13 protein-coding genes and 1 pseudogene are annotated in these 17,884 nt (G+C 72.6%); 7 read left to right on the top strand and 7 right to left on the bottom strand.

Features of this window, described 5'->3' with window-relative positions:
* Positions 1 to 7 precede the first annotated feature (7 nt).
* The 7 genes from ACFV1L_RS04500 (at position 8) to ACFV1L_RS04470 (ending at position 7,225) form a co-directional block, all read left to right on the top strand.
* A complete protein-coding gene (locus tag ACFV1L_RS04500; protein WP_035873530.1) occupies positions 8 to 421 on the top strand; it encodes a roadblock/LC7 domain-containing protein in 414 nt (137 codons plus the stop codon).
* Between the two features lie 169 nt (positions 422 to 590).
* A complete protein-coding gene (locus ACFV1L_RS04495; protein ID WP_380362775.1) occupies positions 591 to 1,037 on the top strand; it encodes a DUF742 domain-containing protein in 447 nt (148 codons plus the stop codon).
* A complete protein-coding gene (locus tag ACFV1L_RS04490; protein WP_035866431.1) occupies positions 1,018 to 1,602 on the top strand; it encodes an ATP/GTP-binding protein in 585 nt (194 codons plus the stop codon). The genes ACFV1L_RS04495 and ACFV1L_RS04490 overlap by 20 nt, the downstream gene beginning before the upstream one ends.
* A 321-nt stretch (positions 1,603 to 1,923) precedes the next feature.
* Positions 1,924 to 5,418, top strand: a complete 3,495-nt coding sequence (locus tag ACFV1L_RS04485) for a nitrate- and nitrite sensing domain-containing protein (RefSeq protein ID WP_380362773.1) — start codon at positions 1,924 to 1,926, stop codon at positions 5,416 to 5,418.
* 10 nt (positions 5,419 to 5,428) lie between these two features.
* Positions 5,429 to 5,842 (top strand): roadblock/LC7 domain-containing protein, encoded by a 414-nt coding sequence (locus ACFV1L_RS04480; protein ID WP_035873526.1) that lies wholly within the window; start codon positions 5,429 to 5,431, stop codon positions 5,840 to 5,842.
* 167 nt (positions 5,843 to 6,009) lie between these two features.
* Complete coding sequence (locus ACFV1L_RS04475; protein ID WP_380362771.1) at positions 6,010 to 6,660, top strand: DUF742 domain-containing protein; 651 nt, start codon at positions 6,010 to 6,012, stop codon at positions 6,658 to 6,660.
* A complete protein-coding gene (locus ACFV1L_RS04470; RefSeq protein WP_035866431.1) occupies positions 6,641 to 7,225 on the top strand; it encodes an ATP/GTP-binding protein in 585 nt (194 codons plus the stop codon). Before ACFV1L_RS04475 ends, ACFV1L_RS04470 begins: the two co-directional genes overlap by 20 nt.
* Positions 7,226 to 7,307: 82 nt before the next feature.
* Here the strand turns inward: ACFV1L_RS04470 and cimA are convergent, their stop codons facing one another.
* The 7 genes and pseudogenes from cimA to serA form a co-directional block, all read right to left on the bottom strand.
* Entirely contained in the window at positions 7,308 to 8,912 is a 1,605-nt protein-coding gene (cimA, locus tag ACFV1L_RS04465) for a citramalate synthase (protein ID WP_380362769.1), read from the bottom strand.
* A gap of 541 nt (positions 8,913 to 9,453) precedes the next feature.
* The gene (locus ACFV1L_RS04460) at positions 9,454 to 10,566 is read right to left on the bottom strand and encodes a branched-chain amino acid aminotransferase (RefSeq protein WP_380362768.1); all 1,113 of its coding nucleotides are present in this window, start codon (positions 10,564 to 10,566) and stop codon (positions 9,454 to 9,456) included.
* Between the two features lie 165 nt (positions 10,567 to 10,731).
* Positions 10,732 to 11,769 (bottom strand): 3-isopropylmalate dehydrogenase, encoded by a 1,038-nt coding sequence (locus ACFV1L_RS04455; RefSeq protein ID WP_380362766.1) that lies wholly within the window; start codon positions 11,767 to 11,769, stop codon positions 10,732 to 10,734.
* 62 nt (positions 11,770 to 11,831) lie between these two features.
* Positions 11,832 to 12,394 (bottom strand): annotated as a pseudogene (locus tag ACFV1L_RS04450) (Uma2 family endonuclease).
* 40 nt (positions 12,395 to 12,434) lie between these two features.
* Positions 12,435 to 15,551 carry a S8 family serine peptidase gene (locus ACFV1L_RS04445; RefSeq protein WP_380362764.1) on the bottom strand — a complete coding sequence of 1,039 codons (3,117 nt, stop codon included), beginning with the start codon at positions 15,549 to 15,551 and terminating at the stop codon, positions 12,435 to 12,437.
* Positions 15,552 to 15,649: 98 nt separating this feature from the next.
* Complete coding sequence (locus tag ACFV1L_RS04440; protein ID WP_380362763.1) at positions 15,650 to 15,808, bottom strand: hypothetical protein; 159 nt, start codon at positions 15,806 to 15,808, stop codon at positions 15,650 to 15,652.
* 284 nt (positions 15,809 to 16,092) lie between these two features.
* Positions 16,093 to 17,679 carry a phosphoglycerate dehydrogenase gene (gene serA, locus ACFV1L_RS04435; RefSeq protein ID WP_380362761.1) on the bottom strand — a complete coding sequence of 529 codons (1,587 nt, stop codon included), beginning with the start codon at positions 17,677 to 17,679 and terminating at the stop codon, positions 16,093 to 16,095.
* Positions 17,680 to 17,884 lie beyond the last annotated feature (205 nt).

Raw genomic sequence — 17,884 nt, 5'->3', positions numbered from 1 at the left:
TCAGATGATGAGCCAGGCCGCCCAGAACCTGAACTGGCTGATCACCAACTTCGTGGACAACACCCCCGGGGTGTCCCACACGGTGGTGGTCTCCGCCGACGGTCTGCTGCTGTGCATGTCCGAGGGCTTCCCCCGGGACCGCGCCGACCAGCTCGCCGCGGTGGCCTCCGGGTTGACCTCGCTGACGTCCGGCGCCAGCCGCATCTTCGAGGGCGGTGACGTCAACCAGACCGTCGTGGAGATGGAGCGCGGGTTCCTGTTCCTGATGGCGATCAGCGACGGCTCCGCGCTCGCGGTGCTCGCCTCGCCGGACTCCGACATCGGCCTGGTCGGCTACGAGATGGCCCTGCTGGTGGACCGCGCCGGCGCGGTGCTCACGCCGGCCCTGCGGGCCGAGCTCCAGGGCAGCCTGCTGCACTGACGGCCCGTCCGCCCGTTCGACTCCTCTGCACCACCCTCACCGTGCCGGACCCACCCGACCCTGGGTCCGGCACACCAACCCCCAGGTCTTCGCGGCACGGCGGCTGACATCCGGTCAGCCGGCCGGCCCCGGGCTCCGGCCGCGATCGACTGCAGCACAAGGAGGACGCATGACCCCGCCCCCGACACCCGCCGGCGCGTACGGCAACGGGTACGGAAACGGCTACGGCGGCCAGCAGGCCGGCGGGTACGGCGGCCAGCAGTCGGACAGCTACGAGCAGCAGCCGCTGGTCCGCCCGTACGCCATGACCGGCGGACGGACCCGGCCGCGGTACCAGCTGGCCATCGAGGCGCTGATCTCGACCACGGGCTCCAACCCGCCCGGCGCCCTGCTGCCCGAGCACGCCCGGATCGTGTCGCTGTGCCGCGAGGTCAAGTCGGTCGCCGAGATCTCCGCGCTGGCGGGAGTCCCGCTCGGGGTCGCCCGCATCCTCGTCGCAGACCTGGCCGAGGCCGGCCTGGTCGCCATCCACCAGCCCGCCGCCGCGGGCGAGTCGGGCGGTACGCCTGACGTCACGCTGCTCGAAAGGGTCCTCAGTGGACTTCGCAAGCTCTAACGCGGCCGCCCCCAGCCGCGCCACCACCTCCGCCAAGATCGTCGTCGCGGGCGGATTCGGCGTGGGCAAGACGACGCTCGTCGGCGCGGTCTCCGAAATCAACCCCCTGCGCACCGAAGCCGTCATGACCTCGGCCTCCGCCGGCATCGACGACCTCAGCCACGTCTCCGGCAAGACGACCACCACCGTCGCCATGGACTTCGGCCGCATCACCCTCGACGAAGACCTCATCCTCTACCTGTTCGGCACCCCCGGACAGGACCGCTTCTGGTTCATGTGGGACGACCTCGTCCGCGGAGCCATCGGCGCCGTCGTCCTCGTCGACACCCGCCGCCTCGCCGACTGCTTCCCCGCCCTCGACTACTTCGAGAACAGCGGACTCCCCTTCGTCGTCGCCCTCAACGGCTTCGACGGACACCAGCCCCACACCGCCGACGAAGTCCGCGAAGCACTCCAACTCAACGCCGACATCCCCATCATCACCCTCGACGCCCGACGCCGGGACAGCGCCAAGAGCGCACTCATCACCCTCGTCGAACACGCCCTCCTCGCCCGCCTGCGCTGAGTGGCGGAAGCTCGGGCCGGGGGCGCGTACCACAGATGGTTCGCGTCCCCCGGTAACAGTTCGGTAGGCATTTGCCGGTGCCGACTGACAGTGCGTAGCCGTTCGATCCCGGTCCGCGCCAATGACCTTGAACTTTGCGGGAGTTCGGACGCAAATGTCCGCTTTCCGCCCCGGGCGTGCGGGGCGGGGGAGCCGTTTGTCCGCCACTCCGGCTCGTGTTGAAATCTCAGCTACCCCGTGCACCCGAGCGGGTCGCGGCCCGTCGGGGGGTAGCCGCCGGATAGATCCATGGCCGCCAGTCGGTCGAGAGGTTGTTGTCGAGTGAGGCGTAAGCAGCCAGTCACCCAGCAGCGGCGCTCCGAGCCCCGCCAGCAGGAGTCGGGAAGCGGCCAGACCACCGGTCAGTTCTCCGCGTTCACCGCGGCCGAGGACCGCGGCGAGCCGCAGCGCCCCGCCCCCGTCGGCGAGCCGGCCGAGCGGACCGGCGGTGCCAAGGAGGCTCCGCAGCGCGGCAGCACCGGCCGGGCCGACTTCCTGTCCCCGCTGAACTGGCGGGTGCCGACCCGTCTGGTCGCCATCCTGGTCATCCCCGTGGTGATCGCGCTGGTCTTCGGCGGCCTGCGCGTCAACACCTCGCTGGACGACTACACCCAGGCCGACCGCGCGGTGCGCATCGCGAAGGTGGCGAGCGCCGCGACCAAGCTGGCCGACGCGCTGGAACAGGAGCGCGACGAGAGCCTGGTGCCGCTGCTCACCGGCCAGGGCGACCAGGGCGAGGTGAAGAAGCTCCGCGACCGCACCGACCAGGCGCTGGCCGACTACCGGGCCACCTTCGCCAAGATCAAGGACGACGCCACGGTCGCCCGCCGCAACGCGCAGTTCGAGTCGATGGTCGAGTCGCTCCCCCACCTGCGGAAGAACGCCTACAGCCAGGAGCTGTTCGCGACCGCCACCGCCAACGCGTACTCGATGATGTTCGCGCCGCTGCTGGCGATGGACAACTCCGTCGGCTTCGGCTCCTCCAACGTCACCTCCAAGGGCCGCGCGATCTACGCGATGTCGCTGGCCAAGGCGTCCGCCTCGACCCAGCGCGCGCTGATGCTGCACCTGCTGGTCGGCCTCGGCGTCGGCGGCGTGGACGGCCACGAGGGCCAGGACCTGATCCAGGCCCTGACGGTCGCCAACAAGCTGGAGCAGACCGCCCGCGACGAGTTCAACACCGCCTCCAGCGGCGAGGAGGTGAAGGTCTACTCGGACGCCGAGGTCGCCCAGGCCACCGCCGACCAGCGCCTGCCGCTGCGGATGCCGGACGGCCACACCATGCCCACCATGGGCTCGCTGCTGATGGTCGGCATGTCCTACGCCGGCCAGCTGGCCACCGCCGCCTCCGACCGCGACGCCGCCGCCCGGATCATCAACGCGGCCGGCGCCGACGGCCTGACCCGCCCGCTGTGGGACCAGGCCACCAAGAGCCACATGAGCGCGCTGCGCGCGGCCGAGGGCCAGCTGCTCGACCAGGTCGTCGCCGACGCCCAGAACATCAAGGACCGGGCGTTCACCGACTGGGTGCTCAACTCGCTGATCGTGATCGCCTCGCTGGTGCTGGCCGGCCTGCTCACCGGCTACATCGCCCGCTCGATGATCCTCGGCATGCGGACCCTGAACACCGCCGCGCTCGACATCGCCAACCACCGCCTGCCCGAGCTGGTCGACAAGCTGTCCAAGACCGACCCGGAACGGGTCGACACCTCGGTCAGCCCGATCCCGCTGTGGGGCAAGGACGAGATCGGCGAGGTCGCCCGCGCCTTCGACCAGGTCCACCAGCAGGCGGTCTCGCTGGCCGCCGAGCAGGCGCTGCTGCGGGGCAACGTCAACGCGATCTTCACCAACCTGTCGCGCCGCAGCCAGGGCCTGATCCAGCGTCAGCTGGCGCTGATCACCGACCTGGAGAACAACGAGGCCGACCCGGACCAGCTGGAGAACCTCTTCAAGCTGGACCACCTGGCCACCCGCATGCGCCGCAACGGCGAGAACCTCCTCGTCCTCGCGGGCGAGGAGCCCGGCCGCCGCTGGAGCACGCCCGTCCCGCTGGTCGACGTGCTGCGCGCCGCCGCCTCCGAGGTGGAGCACTACGAGCGCATCGAACTGGCCGGCATCCCCGAGGCCGACGTGGTCGGCCCCGCCGTGACCGACCTCGTCCACCTGCTCGCCGAGCTGCTGGAGAACGCCACCTCGTTCTCCTCCCCGCAGACCCGGGTGCTGGTCAACGCGACCAGCCTGCCGGACGGCCGGGTGCTGATCGAGATCCACGACAAGGGCATCGGCCTGACCGCCGAGGACTTCGCCGAGATCAACGAGAAGCTGGCCGAACCGCCCACCGTCGACGCGACCATCTCCCGCCGCATGGGCCTGTTCGTGGTCGGCCGGCTGTCCCAGCGGCACGACATCCGCGTGCAGCTGCGCCCCTCGGGCGAGTCGGCCGGCACCACCTCGCTGGTGATGCTGCCGCAGCAGCTCACCCAGCTGGCCCGGACCCCGGAGCCGCAGGGCGAGGAGTTCACCGTCTCGCGGATCTTCGCCGAGCAGGAGCCCTCCGCCGAGTGGACCTTCGACGGCCAGGACCGCACCGCCGCCGAACTCGGCTTCGACGACCACCTGGCCGCCCGCGGCGTGGCCGGCGGCCCCGGCTTCTCCCCCGCGCTGGAGTCGATGCAGCGCTCCCAGCGCCTGGAGGAGCGCCGCCGGGCGGCCCTGGAGGCCGGCCCGAGCGCCGCCGCCGAGGAGCCGATGGAGGCGGAGATCCTGGAGTCGCCGTACGGCTCCGAGGGCTACCCCGTCGAGAACGGCCACCAGGCCCCGTACGCGGACGAGTACCGCCGTCCGGAGTCCGACCCCTTCGCGGCCCCCTACGACCCGCAGCAGGCCGCCCAGGGCGACTCCTACGGCTACCAGGACGGCGCCGGCTACGGCCGTGACCCGTACACGCCCGCCGAGCACTACCAGGACGACCCGTTCCAGGGCGGCCAGTACCCGGCCCCGTACGCGCCGGCCGGCCACCAGGACGACGCCTGGACGGGCGGGCAGCAGTACGGCGACGAGTACCAGCAGCCGTACGCCGCGGGCCGGTTCGGCGAGGAGCAGTACGCCGGGGAGCAGTACCCGGAGGCGCAGTACGCCGACGAGTACCAGCAGGAGTACGGCTACGAGGAGCCGGCCGGGCACCCGTACCCGGCGGAGGAGCTGCCGGCGCTGCCGCCGGCCGCCCCCGCGGGCGGGACGACCGGCAGCGGCCTGCCGCAGCGCCGGCCCGGCCAGCAGCTGGCCGGTGCGGGCGGCGGGCAGGGCTCGGAGAGCCCGAACTGGTTCACCGGCGCGAAGGACACCTCGGCCCCCGTGGAGTCCCGCGGCCACGACGTGTCCGCGCTCGGCGGCTACGGCCCGACCGGTCCGACCGCGGCCCCCAGCGAGTGGGAGTCGCCCAACGACGGCGACTGGCAGCGCGCGGAGAAGCTCCGCGAGCCCTCCAGCGCCGGCACGACCCCGTCGGGTCTGCCGCGCCGGGTGCCACGGCAGAACCTGGTGCCGGGCAACGCCAAGCCCACCCCGCAGGAAGGACCGCAGGTCTCCCGCGACCCGAACGAGGTCCGCGGCCGCCTGACCAACCTGCGCCGCGGTGTCGAGCAGGGCCGCCAGGCCGGCGGCGACTCCGGTACCACCGGCACTTTCCGGATCGACCCCGACCAGGGGGCGTACGGTGATGGACCGCACAACAGCAGCACCGATCTCTTCGGCGGCTCGAACCAGCAGGAGCGTTGAGTTGACCCAGATGAGCCAGGCCGCACAGAACCTGAACTGGCTGATCACCAATTTCGTGGACAACACCCCCGGGGTGTCCCACACCGTGGTGGTCTCCGCCGACGGTCTGCTGCTGTGCATGTCCGAGGGCTTCCCCCGGGACCGCGCCGACCAGCTCGCCGCCGTCGCCTCCGGACTGACCTCGCTGACCTCCGGCGCCAGCCGCATCTTCGAGGGCGGCGACGTGACCCAGACCGTGGTCGAGATGGAGCGGGGCTTCCTGTTCCTGATGGCGATCAGCGACGGCTCCGCGCTCGCGGTGCTCGCCTCGCCGGACTCCGACATCGGTCTCGTCGGCTACGAGATGGCCCTGCTGGTGGACCGCGCCGGCGCGGTCCTGACGCCCGCTCTGCGGGCCGAACTCCAGGGCAGTCTCCTGCACTGACGGTTCGTCGGATACCGTCCTGGTATTCGAAAGACCTCATTGCCCGTCCCGAGGTCGCTTCGGCGGCCTCGGGACCGGGCGTTGTACGGCCTTCGCACCACCGGCCTCGGCGCTCCTCGGCGACGCGGCCAGCTACGCACCGCCGCACCCCTTTGAGGAGATGAACCGTGACACCGCCCGACCACAGTGGCCAGTTCGGCGTCCCGTACGCGGGCTCCGGCCACGACGCTTTCGGGGCTCCCGGCGTCGGCCACGGTCAGCAGCAGCAGTACGCGCCGCAGTTCGACGGTGGCCAGTCGTACCTGCCCCCGCAGTCCGACCCCCGCTGGTTCCAGCAGCAGCCGGACGGATACGGCCAGGCCTACCCCGGACCGGAGTCGTTCCCGCAGAACCCGGCCGACCTGCCGCACCGCTACGAGGCGCCGCACGTCGAACAGCCTTACGAGGACGACGGGTTCGACGAGCACGAGGACTCCGGGCCGCTGATCCGGCCGTTCGCCATGACCGGCGGACGGACCCGGCCGCGCTACGAACTCGCCCTGGAGGCGCTGGTCTCCGCGTCGGTCGACCAGGCCCGGCTGGCCACGCTGCTGCCCGAGCACCAGCGGATCTGCTCGCTGTGCGCCTCCGACGTCAAGTCGGTGGCGGAGATCTCCGCCCTGCTCGGCCTCCCCCTGGGGGTGGCCCGCATTCTCGTGGCGGACCTGGCCGAGGCCGGCCTGGTCGCCATCCACCAGCCCGCAGCCGGCGGTGAATCCGGCAACCAGCCCGACGTCACGCTGCTCGAAAGGGTCCTCAGTGGACTTCGCAAGCTCTAACGCGGCCGCCCCCAGCCGCGCCACCACCTCCGCCAAGATCGTCGTCGCGGGCGGATTCGGCGTGGGCAAGACGACGCTCGTCGGCGCGGTCTCCGAAATCAACCCCCTGCGCACCGAAGCCGTCATGACCTCGGCCTCCGCCGGCATCGACGACCTCAGCCACGTCTCCGGCAAGACGACCACCACCGTCGCCATGGACTTCGGCCGCATCACCCTCGACGAAGACCTCATCCTCTACCTGTTCGGCACCCCCGGACAGGACCGCTTCTGGTTCATGTGGGACGACCTCGTCCGCGGAGCCATCGGCGCCGTCGTCCTCGTCGACACCCGCCGCCTCGCCGACTGCTTCCCCGCCCTCGACTACTTCGAGAACAGCGGACTCCCCTTCGTCGTCGCCCTCAACGGCTTCGACGGACACCAGCCCCACACCGCCGACGAAGTCCGCGAAGCACTCCAACTCAACGCCGACATCCCCATCATCACCCTCGACGCCCGACGCCGGGACAGCGCCAAGAGCGCACTCATCACCCTCGTCGAACACGCCCTCCTCGCCCGCCTGCGCTGACGAAACGGGGCATGGCCACGCCAGAAAGGGGCGTGCGGAGCCTTCCGCACGCCCCTTGGGCACTTCCTCGCACCAACCGTCGCTACGGCTGCTGATCCGCCCTCAGCAGGCCGTAGGTGTAAGCGTCCTCGAGCGCCACCCAGGACGCCGCGATCACGTTGTCCGCGACGCCGACCGTCGACCACGTCGCGGTGCCGTCCGTGGACTCGACCAGCACCCGGGTCTTCGACCCGGTGCCGTGCTGCCCCTCCAGGATGCGGACCTTGTAGTCCACCAGCTCCAGCTCCGCCAGCGGCGGGTAGATCGGCTCCAGGGCCGCCCGCAGCGCCTTGTCCAGCGCGTCGACCGGGCCGTTGCCCTCACCGGTGGCGACCTTCCGCTCGCCCTTCGCCCACAGCTTCACGGTGGCCTCGTTGCCCGCCCGGCCCTCCGGCCCCTGCTCGCTGATGGACCGCCAGGACTCCAGCTCGAAGAACCGCCGCCGCTCGCCGCCGCTCGCCTCGTCCCGCAGCAGCAGCTCGAAGGAGGCGTCCGCCGCCTCGTACGTGTAGCCCAGGCTCTCCTGCGCCTTCACCCGGGCCACCACCCGGCCCGCCAGGTCCCGGTCGCCGGCCAGGTCGTAGCCCAGCTCCTTGCCCTTCAGCTCGATCGACGCCCGGCCCGCCATGTCGGACACCAGCATCCGCATGGTGTTGCCGACCAGCTCCGGGTCGATGTGCTGGTACAGGTCCGGGTCCACCTTGATCGCGGACGCGTGCAGGCCCGCCTTGTGCGCGAACGCCGAGAAGCCCACGTACGGCTGGTGGGTGGACGGGGTCAGGTTCACCACCTCGGCGATCGCGTGCGAGATCCGGGTCATCTCGGCGAGGCTGCCGGCCGGCAGCACCCGGCGGTCGTACTTCAGCTCCAGCGCCGCCGTCACCGGGAACAGGTTCGCGTTGCCGACCCGCTCGCCGTAGCCGTTCGCGGTGCACTGCACGTGCGTGGCGCCCGCGTCCACCGCGGCCAGCGTGTTCGCGACCGCGCAGCCGGTGTCGTCCTGGGCGTGGATGCCGAGGCGCGCACCGGTCTCCGCCAGCACCGCGGCGACGATCTCGCGCACGCCCGACGGCAGCATGCCGCCGTTGGTGTCGCACAGCACGACCACGTCGGCACCGGCGCCGTGCGCGGCCCGCACCACGGCGAGCGCGTACTCCGGGTTCGCCCGGTAGCCGTCGAAGAAGTGCTCGCAGTCGATGAACACCCGGCGGCCCCGGGAGCGCAGGAACTCCACGCTGTCCCGGACCATCTCCAGGTTCTCCTCCAGTGTGGTGCGCAGCGCCAGCTCCACGTGGCGGTCGTGGGACTTCGCCACCAGCGTCACCACCGGCGCGCCGGACGCCACCAGCGCCGCCAGCTGCGGGTCCTCGGCGGCCTTCCCGCCGGCCCGGCGGGTCGCCCCGAACGCCACCAACTGGGCGTTCTTCAGCTCCAGTTCGGCCTGCGCACGGGCGAAGAACTCGGTGTCGCGGGGGTTGGCGCCGGGCCAGCCGCCCTCGATGAAACCGACTCCGAACTCGTCCAGGTGCCGTGCGATGGCGAGCTTGTCCGCCACCGTGAGGTTGATCCCCTCGCGCTGGGCGCCGTCGCGGAGGGTGGTGTCGAAGACGTGGAAGCCGTCGTGCGGACGGCTGTTGGCCTCGGTCATGGCCCTGGGTTCTCCGTTCGGTGGAGTTTCTGCGTTTCTGCCGGGATCGTGATCCGGCTCCACTGTCCAGCATCCCGCGCGCACCCCCGGTGTCTCCGGGCCCCTCGTGAGGGCCCGGGCCGGTCCGGGACAAAACAAAAGACCCCTCGCGGGTGCGAGAGGTCTGCGCGCGGGTCTGGACGCTGGTGGTCGCTCCGCGGTCAGGGTGTTGCCACGGAAGCGGTCACTGCGGACCGGCGCGCCTGCTGCTAATAATCAGCGAAAGCGAGGACACCTCGGCAGTCTTGCACACGGTCCGCGATCCGACAGACCCGTCTCGCCATCCGGAACGGCGCCCGAGGAGCTCGGCCTTGAACCCCGGCGGGGTGTCCGGGGCCAGGAAGGCTTCGAGGAGGTCGTCCTCCGGGCCGCGCCGGACGTCGGCATCGTCGTGCACCGCGGCGGTCGTGGCCCCTTCCTCCTGTCCGGCCTGCTCGACGAGCGGAGTCTCCGAGGGTGTCGAGCCCGGGCATTCCACCGTGGAATGCCCGGGCGGACGGCGTCAGACGATCTTGTGGAGCCAGTGGTGGGTGTCCGGGCGGCGGCCGCTCTGGATGGCGAGGAGGGCCTCGCGGAGCTGCATGGTGATGGGGCCGGGCTCGCCGTTGGCGACGGTCCAGTCCGCGGAGGCGGACTTGACGTGGCCGACGGGGGTGATGACGGCGGCGGTGCCGCAGGCGAAGACCTCGGTGATGGTGCCGTCGGCGTTGCCCTGCTTCCACTCGTCGGTGGAGATCTTGCGCTCCTCGGAGCGGTAGCCGAGGTCGTTGGCCAGGGCGAGCAGCGAGTCGCGGGTGATGCCGGGGAGCAGCGCGCCGGAGAGCTCCGGGGTGACGACGGTGGCGTTCTCGCCCTCGCCGACGACGAAGTAGAGGTTCATGCCTCCCATCTCCTCGACCCACTTGTGCTCGGCGGCGTCCAGCCAGACCACCTGGTCGCAGCCCTTGGCGGCGGCCTCGGCCTGGGCGACCAGGGAGGCCGCGTAGTTGCCGGCGCACTTCGCGGCGCCGGTGCCGCCGGGCGCCGCGCGGACGTAGTCCTCGGAGAGCCAGACGGAGACCGGCTTGACGCCGCCGGGGAAGTACGCGCCGGCCGGCGAGGCGATGACCATGAACAGGTAGGAGTCGGCGGGGCGCACGCCCAGCGCGGCCTCGGTGGCGAACATGAACGGCCGCAGGTAGAGGCTCTGCTCGGCCTGGTTCGGCACCCACGCCCGGTCCTGCTGGACCAGCAGTTCGACGGCCTCGACGAAGGTCTCGACGGGCAGCTCGGGCATCGCGAGGCGGCGGGCGGAGGCCCGGAAGCGCTCGGCGTTGGCCTCGGGGCGGAACGTCGCGATGGAGCCGTCGGCCTGGCGGTAGGCCTTCAGGCCCTCGAAGATCGCCTGACCGTAGTGCAGCGTCATGTTGGCCGGGTCGATCTCCAGCGGCGCGTACGGCGTCAGCTGGGCGTCGTGCCAGCCCCGGCCCTCGGTCCAGCGGATGGTCACCATGTGGTCGGTGAAGATCCGGCCGAAGCCGGGGTTGGCCAGTCGGGCCTCGCGCTCCGCGTCGGGCAGCGGGTGCGCGGAGGGCTTGAGGTCGAACGTGATGGGCGCCTGGGTCGGCGTGCTCATGGCTGTCTGTCCTTCACCGTGGGGTTGGGCTGGGCCACCGCCGGGCGGAGGAACGCATGACGGCACGGCCCACTGTCGATACTCGCATCCAGAGGGCCGTGCCGAACAGCCGGGAGGCTGTACGTATATGAACCGGCCCGTCGGCCGGAATTGTGGTCCGGCCGGTCAGCCCGATACTCGGGCGGCGAGCGCGTCGCCGACCTCGGTGGTCGAGCGGGTGCCGGCGCGCTCGGCGAGGTCCGCGGCGACCGCGGCCTCGACCCGGGCGGCCTCGGGGGCGAAGCCGAGGTGCTCCAGCAGCATGGCGACCGAGAGCACGGTGGCGGTCGGGTCGGCCTTGCCCTGGCCGGCGATGTCCGGGGCGGAGCCGTGCACCGGCTCGAACATCGACGGGAACTCGCCGCTCGGGTTGATGTTGCCGGACGCGGCCAGGCCGATGCCGCCGGTGACGGCCGCGGCGAGGTCGGTCAGGATGTCGCCGAACAGGTTGTCGGTGACGATCACGTCGAACCGCTCGGGCTGGGTGACGAAGAAGATCGTCGCCGCGTCCACGTGCAGGTAGTCGGTGGTGACCTCGGGGAACTCCCGGCCGACCTGCTCGAAGATCCGGGTCCACAGGTGGCCGGCGTGCACCAGCACGTTGTTCTTGTGAACCAGGGTCAGCTTCTTGCGCGGGCGGGCCTGGGCGCGCCGGTAGGCGTCCCGGACGACCCGCTCGATGCCGAACGCGGTGTTCAGGCTGACCTCGGTGGCGACCTCCTGCGGGGTGCCGGTGCGCAGCGTGCCGCCGTTGCCGACGTACGGGCCCTCGGTGCCCTCGCGGACCACCACGAAGTCGATCTCCGGCTGTCCGGCCAGCGGCGACGTCACGCCCGGGAACAGCTTGCCGGGGCGGAGGTTGATGTGGTGGTCGAAGGCGAACCGCAGCTTCAGCAGCAGCCCGCGCTCCAGCACGCCGGACGGCACGCTCGGGTCGCCGATCGCGCCGAGCAGGATCGCGTCCTGGCCCTTCAGTTCCGCCAGCACGGCGTCCGGAAGGGTCTCCCCGGTCCGGTGGTACAGCCGGGCCCCGAGGTCGTACTCGGTGGTCTCCAGCTTCACGTCGGAGGGAAGCGCGGCGCGAAGCACCTTCAGGCCCTCGGCGACGACCTCCTGGCCGATGCCGTCACCCGGGATCACAGCGAGACGAATGGTGCGAGACATGCTTCGGACAGTACAACCGTCCCAGGCCCTGAGCACGCACCGTCCATCATTCGGACGGGACGTCAGACCAGCTCGACGTCGACGGGGAACGGGTGCTCGACCTTGAGGCGGTCGTGGAAGATCCCGGTGGGGGTGTACCGGTTCGTCGCCGGGTCCAACTCGTAGGTGTGGGCGACGGGTCGGTCGTCGACGTTCTCCACCCGCCAGAAGAACCGGATGCCGGCGGCGGCGTACTTGCGGGGCTTGATCTCGCGGTCGCGGGTCTGCGACTCCTCGGACACCACTTCGACCACCAGCAGGACATCGGCCGGCAGGCTGAAGGTCTGGCGCTGGCCGGTGTTCCCTTCCTCGGCGACCACCATGAGGTCCGGCTCCGGCCGATTGCGCGGGTCGATCCTGACCGACATCTCGCGCAGCACCTCCCAGCCCGGGGAACGGCGGCGACCAGCACGTTCTCCAGGACGCGCAGCACGCGCATGTGGAACCTCGTCTGCGGACTCCCGAAAACCAGGCTCCCGTCGATCAGCTCGGTGTGCGGCGGGAGGTCCGGCAGTCGGTCCAGGTCGTCGGCGGTGTAGCCGCCGACCGGCGGGCGGAGCCAGTCCGGGTACGGGTCGACGCTCATCAGTGCTCCCACGGTCGGGATTCTGGCCGGTGCTGCCAGGCTACCGGGCCCCTTCCGGCCCGGGGTCACCCTTCGGGTTGAGGAGTTGGACGCGCCGTCCGACGGGGTTGAGGTGGTGAATGAGCAGGGGGTCGGGCAGGGCGGTGCGGAACGTCTCGCCGGGGGCGGCGGGGTGCAGGACGGGGGTGGGGCGGGTGAGGTCGACGGGGTAGGGGCCGAGGGTGGAGAGGGCGTCGGCGGGGTCCTGGGTGGGGCCGGTCCAGAGGGTGTAGTGGAGGTTCGTCGCCGGCGGGAGGGCGGAGAGGCGGACCGGGAGCAGGACGGTGTCGGAGTCGAGCAGCGCGGTGTCGGTGTCGCCCCAGTGGCCGTTGAGGGGTTGGACGTCGAGTTCGGCGCCGGTGCGGGCGTCGAGGGTGCGGGCGATCAGCACGTCGCTGCCGCGGAGGCGGTCGGCGAGGACGGTGGCGTCGGGGGCGCCGTCGCCGTCGAGGTCGAGGGAGGCCCGGACGCCGTAGGTCGCGGCGGGGGTGGCGGCGGGCGCCCAGAGGACGGCGGCGAGGTAGAGCGTGCCGTGGTCGTCGACGGCGGCGGCCGCGTGGTGGAGGTCGGCGGCGCGGTCGGCGGGGTCGTCCGCGCAGGGGCCGTCGGCGGGGCAGTCGGGCCACCGTTCGCCGGTGCCGCCGGGCTGCAGCACGCTGAGCAGGTCGGGGCGGGTGCCGCCGGAGACGGCGAAGGCCGCGGGGGCGCCGAGGGCGGTGGCGTCGGTGGCGGGGCGCGGGGCGGCGAACAGCGGGACGCGCAGTTCGGGGTCGGCCGGGTCGGCGGGGGTGAGGGTGAGGCGGCCGGAGAGTTCGCCGCGGTAGGTGCGCGGGTGGCCGGCCTGGACCAGGTCGAGGGTGGGGTCGGGGGCGCGGCCGAGGCCGTGCGCGAGGCGGAGCGTGACGGTGACGGTCGCGGTGCCGTGCGGCGGCAGGTCGACCCGGTCGGGCGTGAGGGCGAACCGTGCACCGGGAACGTCGGTGGAAGCGGAGTATCCGGTGCGGTAGGAGAGTTGCCGGTCGGTCAGGTTGCGGACCTCGACCTCGCGGGTCGCCTGGTACCGGCCGGTGGCCTCGACGACGCCGAACGAGACGCCGACCGCGCCGTCGACCCGGGTGCCGTACGCGAGGGCGGGGGTGCGGACGGCGGCGTCGGCCCGGACCCGGCCGCTGCCGGTGCGTTCGGGGCCGTACACCGGGCCGGTGCGGTCGTCGTGCGGGTAGGTGTCGGCGGCGGTGTTCATCAGTGCGGCCTTGGTGTCGGCGGCGCTCCATTCGGGGTGCGCGGAGCGGACCAGCGCGGCCAGGCCGGCCAGGTGCGGGGTGGCCATCGAGGTGCCGTCCTCGCGCATGCCGCCGCTGCCGGTGCCGGCCTTCGCGGACCAGATGGTCTCCCCCGGCGCGGCCAGGTCGGGTTTGACGATGCCGTCGACGCCGATGCCGCGGGAGGTGAAGGAGGCGAGGGTGTCGGTGCGGCGCGGCTGGTCCTGCGGGACGGCGCCGTGCAGGGTGTTGCCGGGGGCGGCGAGCCGGACCGTGACGGGGCCGTCCTGAGCGGCCGTCAGCAGCCGGTCGCCGTCGGCGCGGGCCAGGATCGCGGCGGGGATCCGGTCGTCGCCGGCGATCTCGCCGAGGTTGTCGCCGTCGGCGGCGTACAGCGCGCCGATCGCCCCGGCGTCGGCGGCGTGGTCGGCGCGCGGGGCGGAGCCGCAGGCCCGGTCGGGGTCCTTGGTGGTCCAGCGGAGCACGGCGATCCTGCCGCGCAGCCGGTCGGCGTCGGTCGGCGAGAAGGGGGCGCAGCCGTCCAGGTCCTCGGCGGGGACGGCGAGTTCGCCGCTGACGGCGGCGGTGTCCCACTGGGTGTACTTGCTGCTCCAGTGCGCGGGGACGGTGCCGGCGAGGGCGGCGGGGGCGAGCACGGTGATGCCGTCGGCGTCGCCGTGCGGGTCGACGGAGGCGGCGGCGGTGAGGACCCGGGCGGCGCTGCCGGGACTGCCGCCGATGCCGTACACGTCGCCCTCGTTGCCGGCGGCGGCGACCACCACGGAGCCGAGTGCGGCGAGCCGGTCGGCGGCGAGGGCGTCGGCGTCGCCGGGGCGGCCGAAGGCGCTGCCGAGCGAGAGGTTGACCACGTCCAGCCGGTCGGTGAGGTCGCCGTCGCCGTTCGGGTCGGCGGCCAGGTCGAGGGCGGCGGCGAGCTGGTCGGTGGAGCCGTGGCAGCCGAACACCTTGATGGCGTACAGCTGGGCGCCGGGGGCCGCGCCGGGGGCGACCCGGAAGCCGGCGGGGTCGAGTCCGGGCCGGTAGGGGCCGCGGTAGGGCGTGCCGTCGGCGGTGACGCCGAGGCCGGCGGCGGTGCCGGCGACGTGGGTGCCGTGGCCGTTGGCGGCGCAGTCGAGCGGGTTGTCGTCGGGGTGCGGGTCGGGCTGGTAGTCCTCGGCGGCCGGGTCGGGGTCGTAGTCGTCGCCGACCAGGTCCTTGCCGCCGATCACCTTGGCGTTGGGGAACAGGGCGGCGGGTGCGGGCTTGGCGCCGTCCACGGCGCGGTAGGCCTCGGGGGTGCCGGGGCCGCCGAAGTCGGCGTGGGTGTAGTCGATGCCGGAGTCGACGACGCCGATCCGGACGCCTTCGCCGGTGTGGCCCTCGGGGCCGTCCCAGACGGCGGGGGCGCCGGTGAGCGGCACCGAGTGCCCGTTGGCGCGCCGCTTGGGCGTGACGGGGTGGACGGCCCGGACGCCGGGCAGGCCGGTCAGGCGCGGCAGCCGGTCGGCGGGCAGGCGGACGGCGAGCCCGCTGACCAGGGTGCGGGTGCGGTACAGCGGGCGGGCTTCGGGGACGGCGCGGTGCAGGGCGGTGGTGAGGGTGTCCAGCGAGCGGTCGGCGGCGGCCCGGCCGGCGCTGCCGGCGGCGGCCGCGGCGCGCCGGCCCTGCTCGGGGGTGCGGCGGTCGCGCCGGGCGTCGTCCCGGGCGCGCCGCCAGGCGGTGGCGGCGGGTTCGGTGTCGAGTTCCAGCAGGACGGTGGTGGTCGGCCGGTGCGGCCCGGCGGGCGGGGCGGCCGTCGCGGGGGCGGCCGGGGCGAGCAGGGCGAGGGCGGCGAGGAGGCCGAGGGCGGTGCGCACCGCCCCAACCTAGGAGCCGCCGCGGGGCCGGGCGAGGATCTCCACCGACGGGTGACGGTAAGTCACCCGCCTGGCGCAGCAGTGGAGTTGGGCGCGGCTCAGTGCTCGGCGGGGCCGCCGTTGTCGCGGCGGTCGAGGGCGCGCTGCAGGGCGGCGGCGGCCCGGGGGTCGGCCTGGGCGCGGCGGCGGCGGCGCTGGACGGCGGCGGCGGTGGCGGGCGTGGTGGGGGCGGCGGTGCGGTCTGCGACGAAAGGCATACCGGGCTCCTTGGTGCGGGGGCGCAGCAGCGCGCGGGAGGGTGGTGAGCGAGGGGTACGCCGGCAGGGGTCGCCTGCCGCACCGCGTACGCGCACACGGGCCACGCGCCCCGGCGTTGCGGGGGTGGCGCACCGTATGACTACTCCACAGTACGACGGGTCGGCGGCGCTGTCGCCGAATTACTTGGATTTCCTAGTATCTGAGACGCCGGCGATCCACGGGCATGCGAACGGCCCTTCCGCCTCAAGGTCGGAAGGGCCGTTCGGGTGGTGCTGAGGGGGTGTCAGCCGAGGTTCACCGAACGGGCGAAGCGGGCGCCGATGGCACCGGCGATCTCGGTCAGGACGTCCTGCGAGACCTCGCTGTCGACGGTGATCGAGGCGAGCGCGTTGTCGCCGTCGCGGGCGACCTGCATGCCGGCGATGTTGATGCCGGCGTCGCCGAGGATCCGGCCGAGGGTGCCGACCACGCCGGGGCGGTCCTCGTAGTGGAAGAACGCCATGTGGTCGGTGAGCGCGACGTCCACGTCGAAGCCGTCCACGCCGACGATCTTCTGGGTCTGCTTGTGGCCGGACAGGGTGCCGGAGATCGACACCTCCGAGCCGTTCGCCAGGGTGCCGCGGACGGTGATCACGTTGCGGTGCTCGGGCGACTCGCTGGAGGTGGTCAGGCGGACCTCGACGCCGCGCTCCTGGGCGAACAGCGGGGCGTTGACGTACGACACCGTCTCGGCCACCACGTCCTCGAACACGCCCTTCAGCGCGGAGAGTTCGAGCACCTTCACGTCGTGCTGGGTGATCTCGCCGCGGACCTCGACGTCGAGCCGGACGGCGACCTCGCCGGCCAGCGCGGTGAAGATCCGGCCGAGCTTCTCGGCCAGCGGCAGGCCCGGGCGCACGTCCTCGGCGATCACGCCGCCCTGGACGTTGACCGCGTCCGGCACCAGCTCGCCGGCCAGCGCGAGGCGCACCGACTTGGCGACCGCGATGCCGGCCTTCTCCTGCGCCTCGTCGGTGGAGGCGCCCAGGTGCGGGGTGGCCACCACGTTGTCGAGGGCGAACAGCGGCGAGTCGGTGCACGGCTCCTTGGCGTACACGTCGAGGCCGGCGCCGGCGACCCGGCCCTCCTGCAGGGCGCGCAGCAGCGCGTCCTCGTCGACGATGCCGCCGCGGGCCGCGTTGACGATCCGCACGCTCGGCTTGACCTTGTGCAGCGCCTCGTCGCCGATCAGGCCGATGGTCTCCGGGGTCTTCGGCAGGTGCACGGTGATGAAGTCCGAGACCTCCAGCAGCTCTTCGAGCGAGAGCAGCTTGACGCCCATCTGGGCCGCGCGGGCGGCCTGGATGTAGGGGTCGTAGGCGACGATCTTCATGCCGAACGCGGACATCCGCTGCGCGACCAGGACGCCGATCCGGCCGAGGCCGACCACGCCGAGGGTCTTCTCGCTGAGCTCGACGCCGGTGTACTTGTTGCGCTTCCACTCGCCGCCCTTGAGCGCGGCGTTGGCGGGCGCGATGTTGCGGGCGACCGAGATCAGCAGGCCGCAGGCGAGTTCGGCGGCGGTCACGATGTTGGAGGTCGGCGCGTTGACGACCATCACGCCGGCCTTGGTGGCGGCGGCGACGTCCACGTTGTCCAGGCCGACACCGGCGCGGGCGACGACCTTGAGCTTCTTGGCGGCGGCCAGCGCCTCGGCGTCCACCTTGGTGGCGGAGCGGATCAGGATGGCGTCCACGTCCGCGATCGCGGTCAGCAGCTCGGTGCGGTCGGCGCCGTTGCAGTGCCGGATCTCGAAGTCGGGGCCCAGCGCGTCGACGGTGGCGGGCGAGAGCTCTTCAGCGATCAGAACGACAGCGCTTTTAGGTGTCACAGTGCTCACGACAGTGTGTCCTTAACTGTCCGGTTCACCCCGCCACACGGAGGTGGCGTGCACAGGGCGGGGGAAGGTGGCATGTCGCGTAGCTAGACGCACGACGCTGTGGGCCTGACGCGTATTCGGGAGTCTATCGGCGGGCCGCCGGGGGGACTGCTCCCGTCCGGCGAAATCACCCGGACGGGAACAGCCTTGTTGTACA

It is taken from the genome of Kitasatospora sp. NPDC059646 (assembly GCF_042734615.1).
In the GTDB taxonomy this organism is placed as follows: Bacteria; Actinomycetota; Actinomycetes; order Streptomycetales; family Streptomycetaceae; genus Kitasatospora.
Note: the sequence above shows the minus strand (reverse complement) of the source record. Positions and strands in the feature narration are given on the sequence as shown.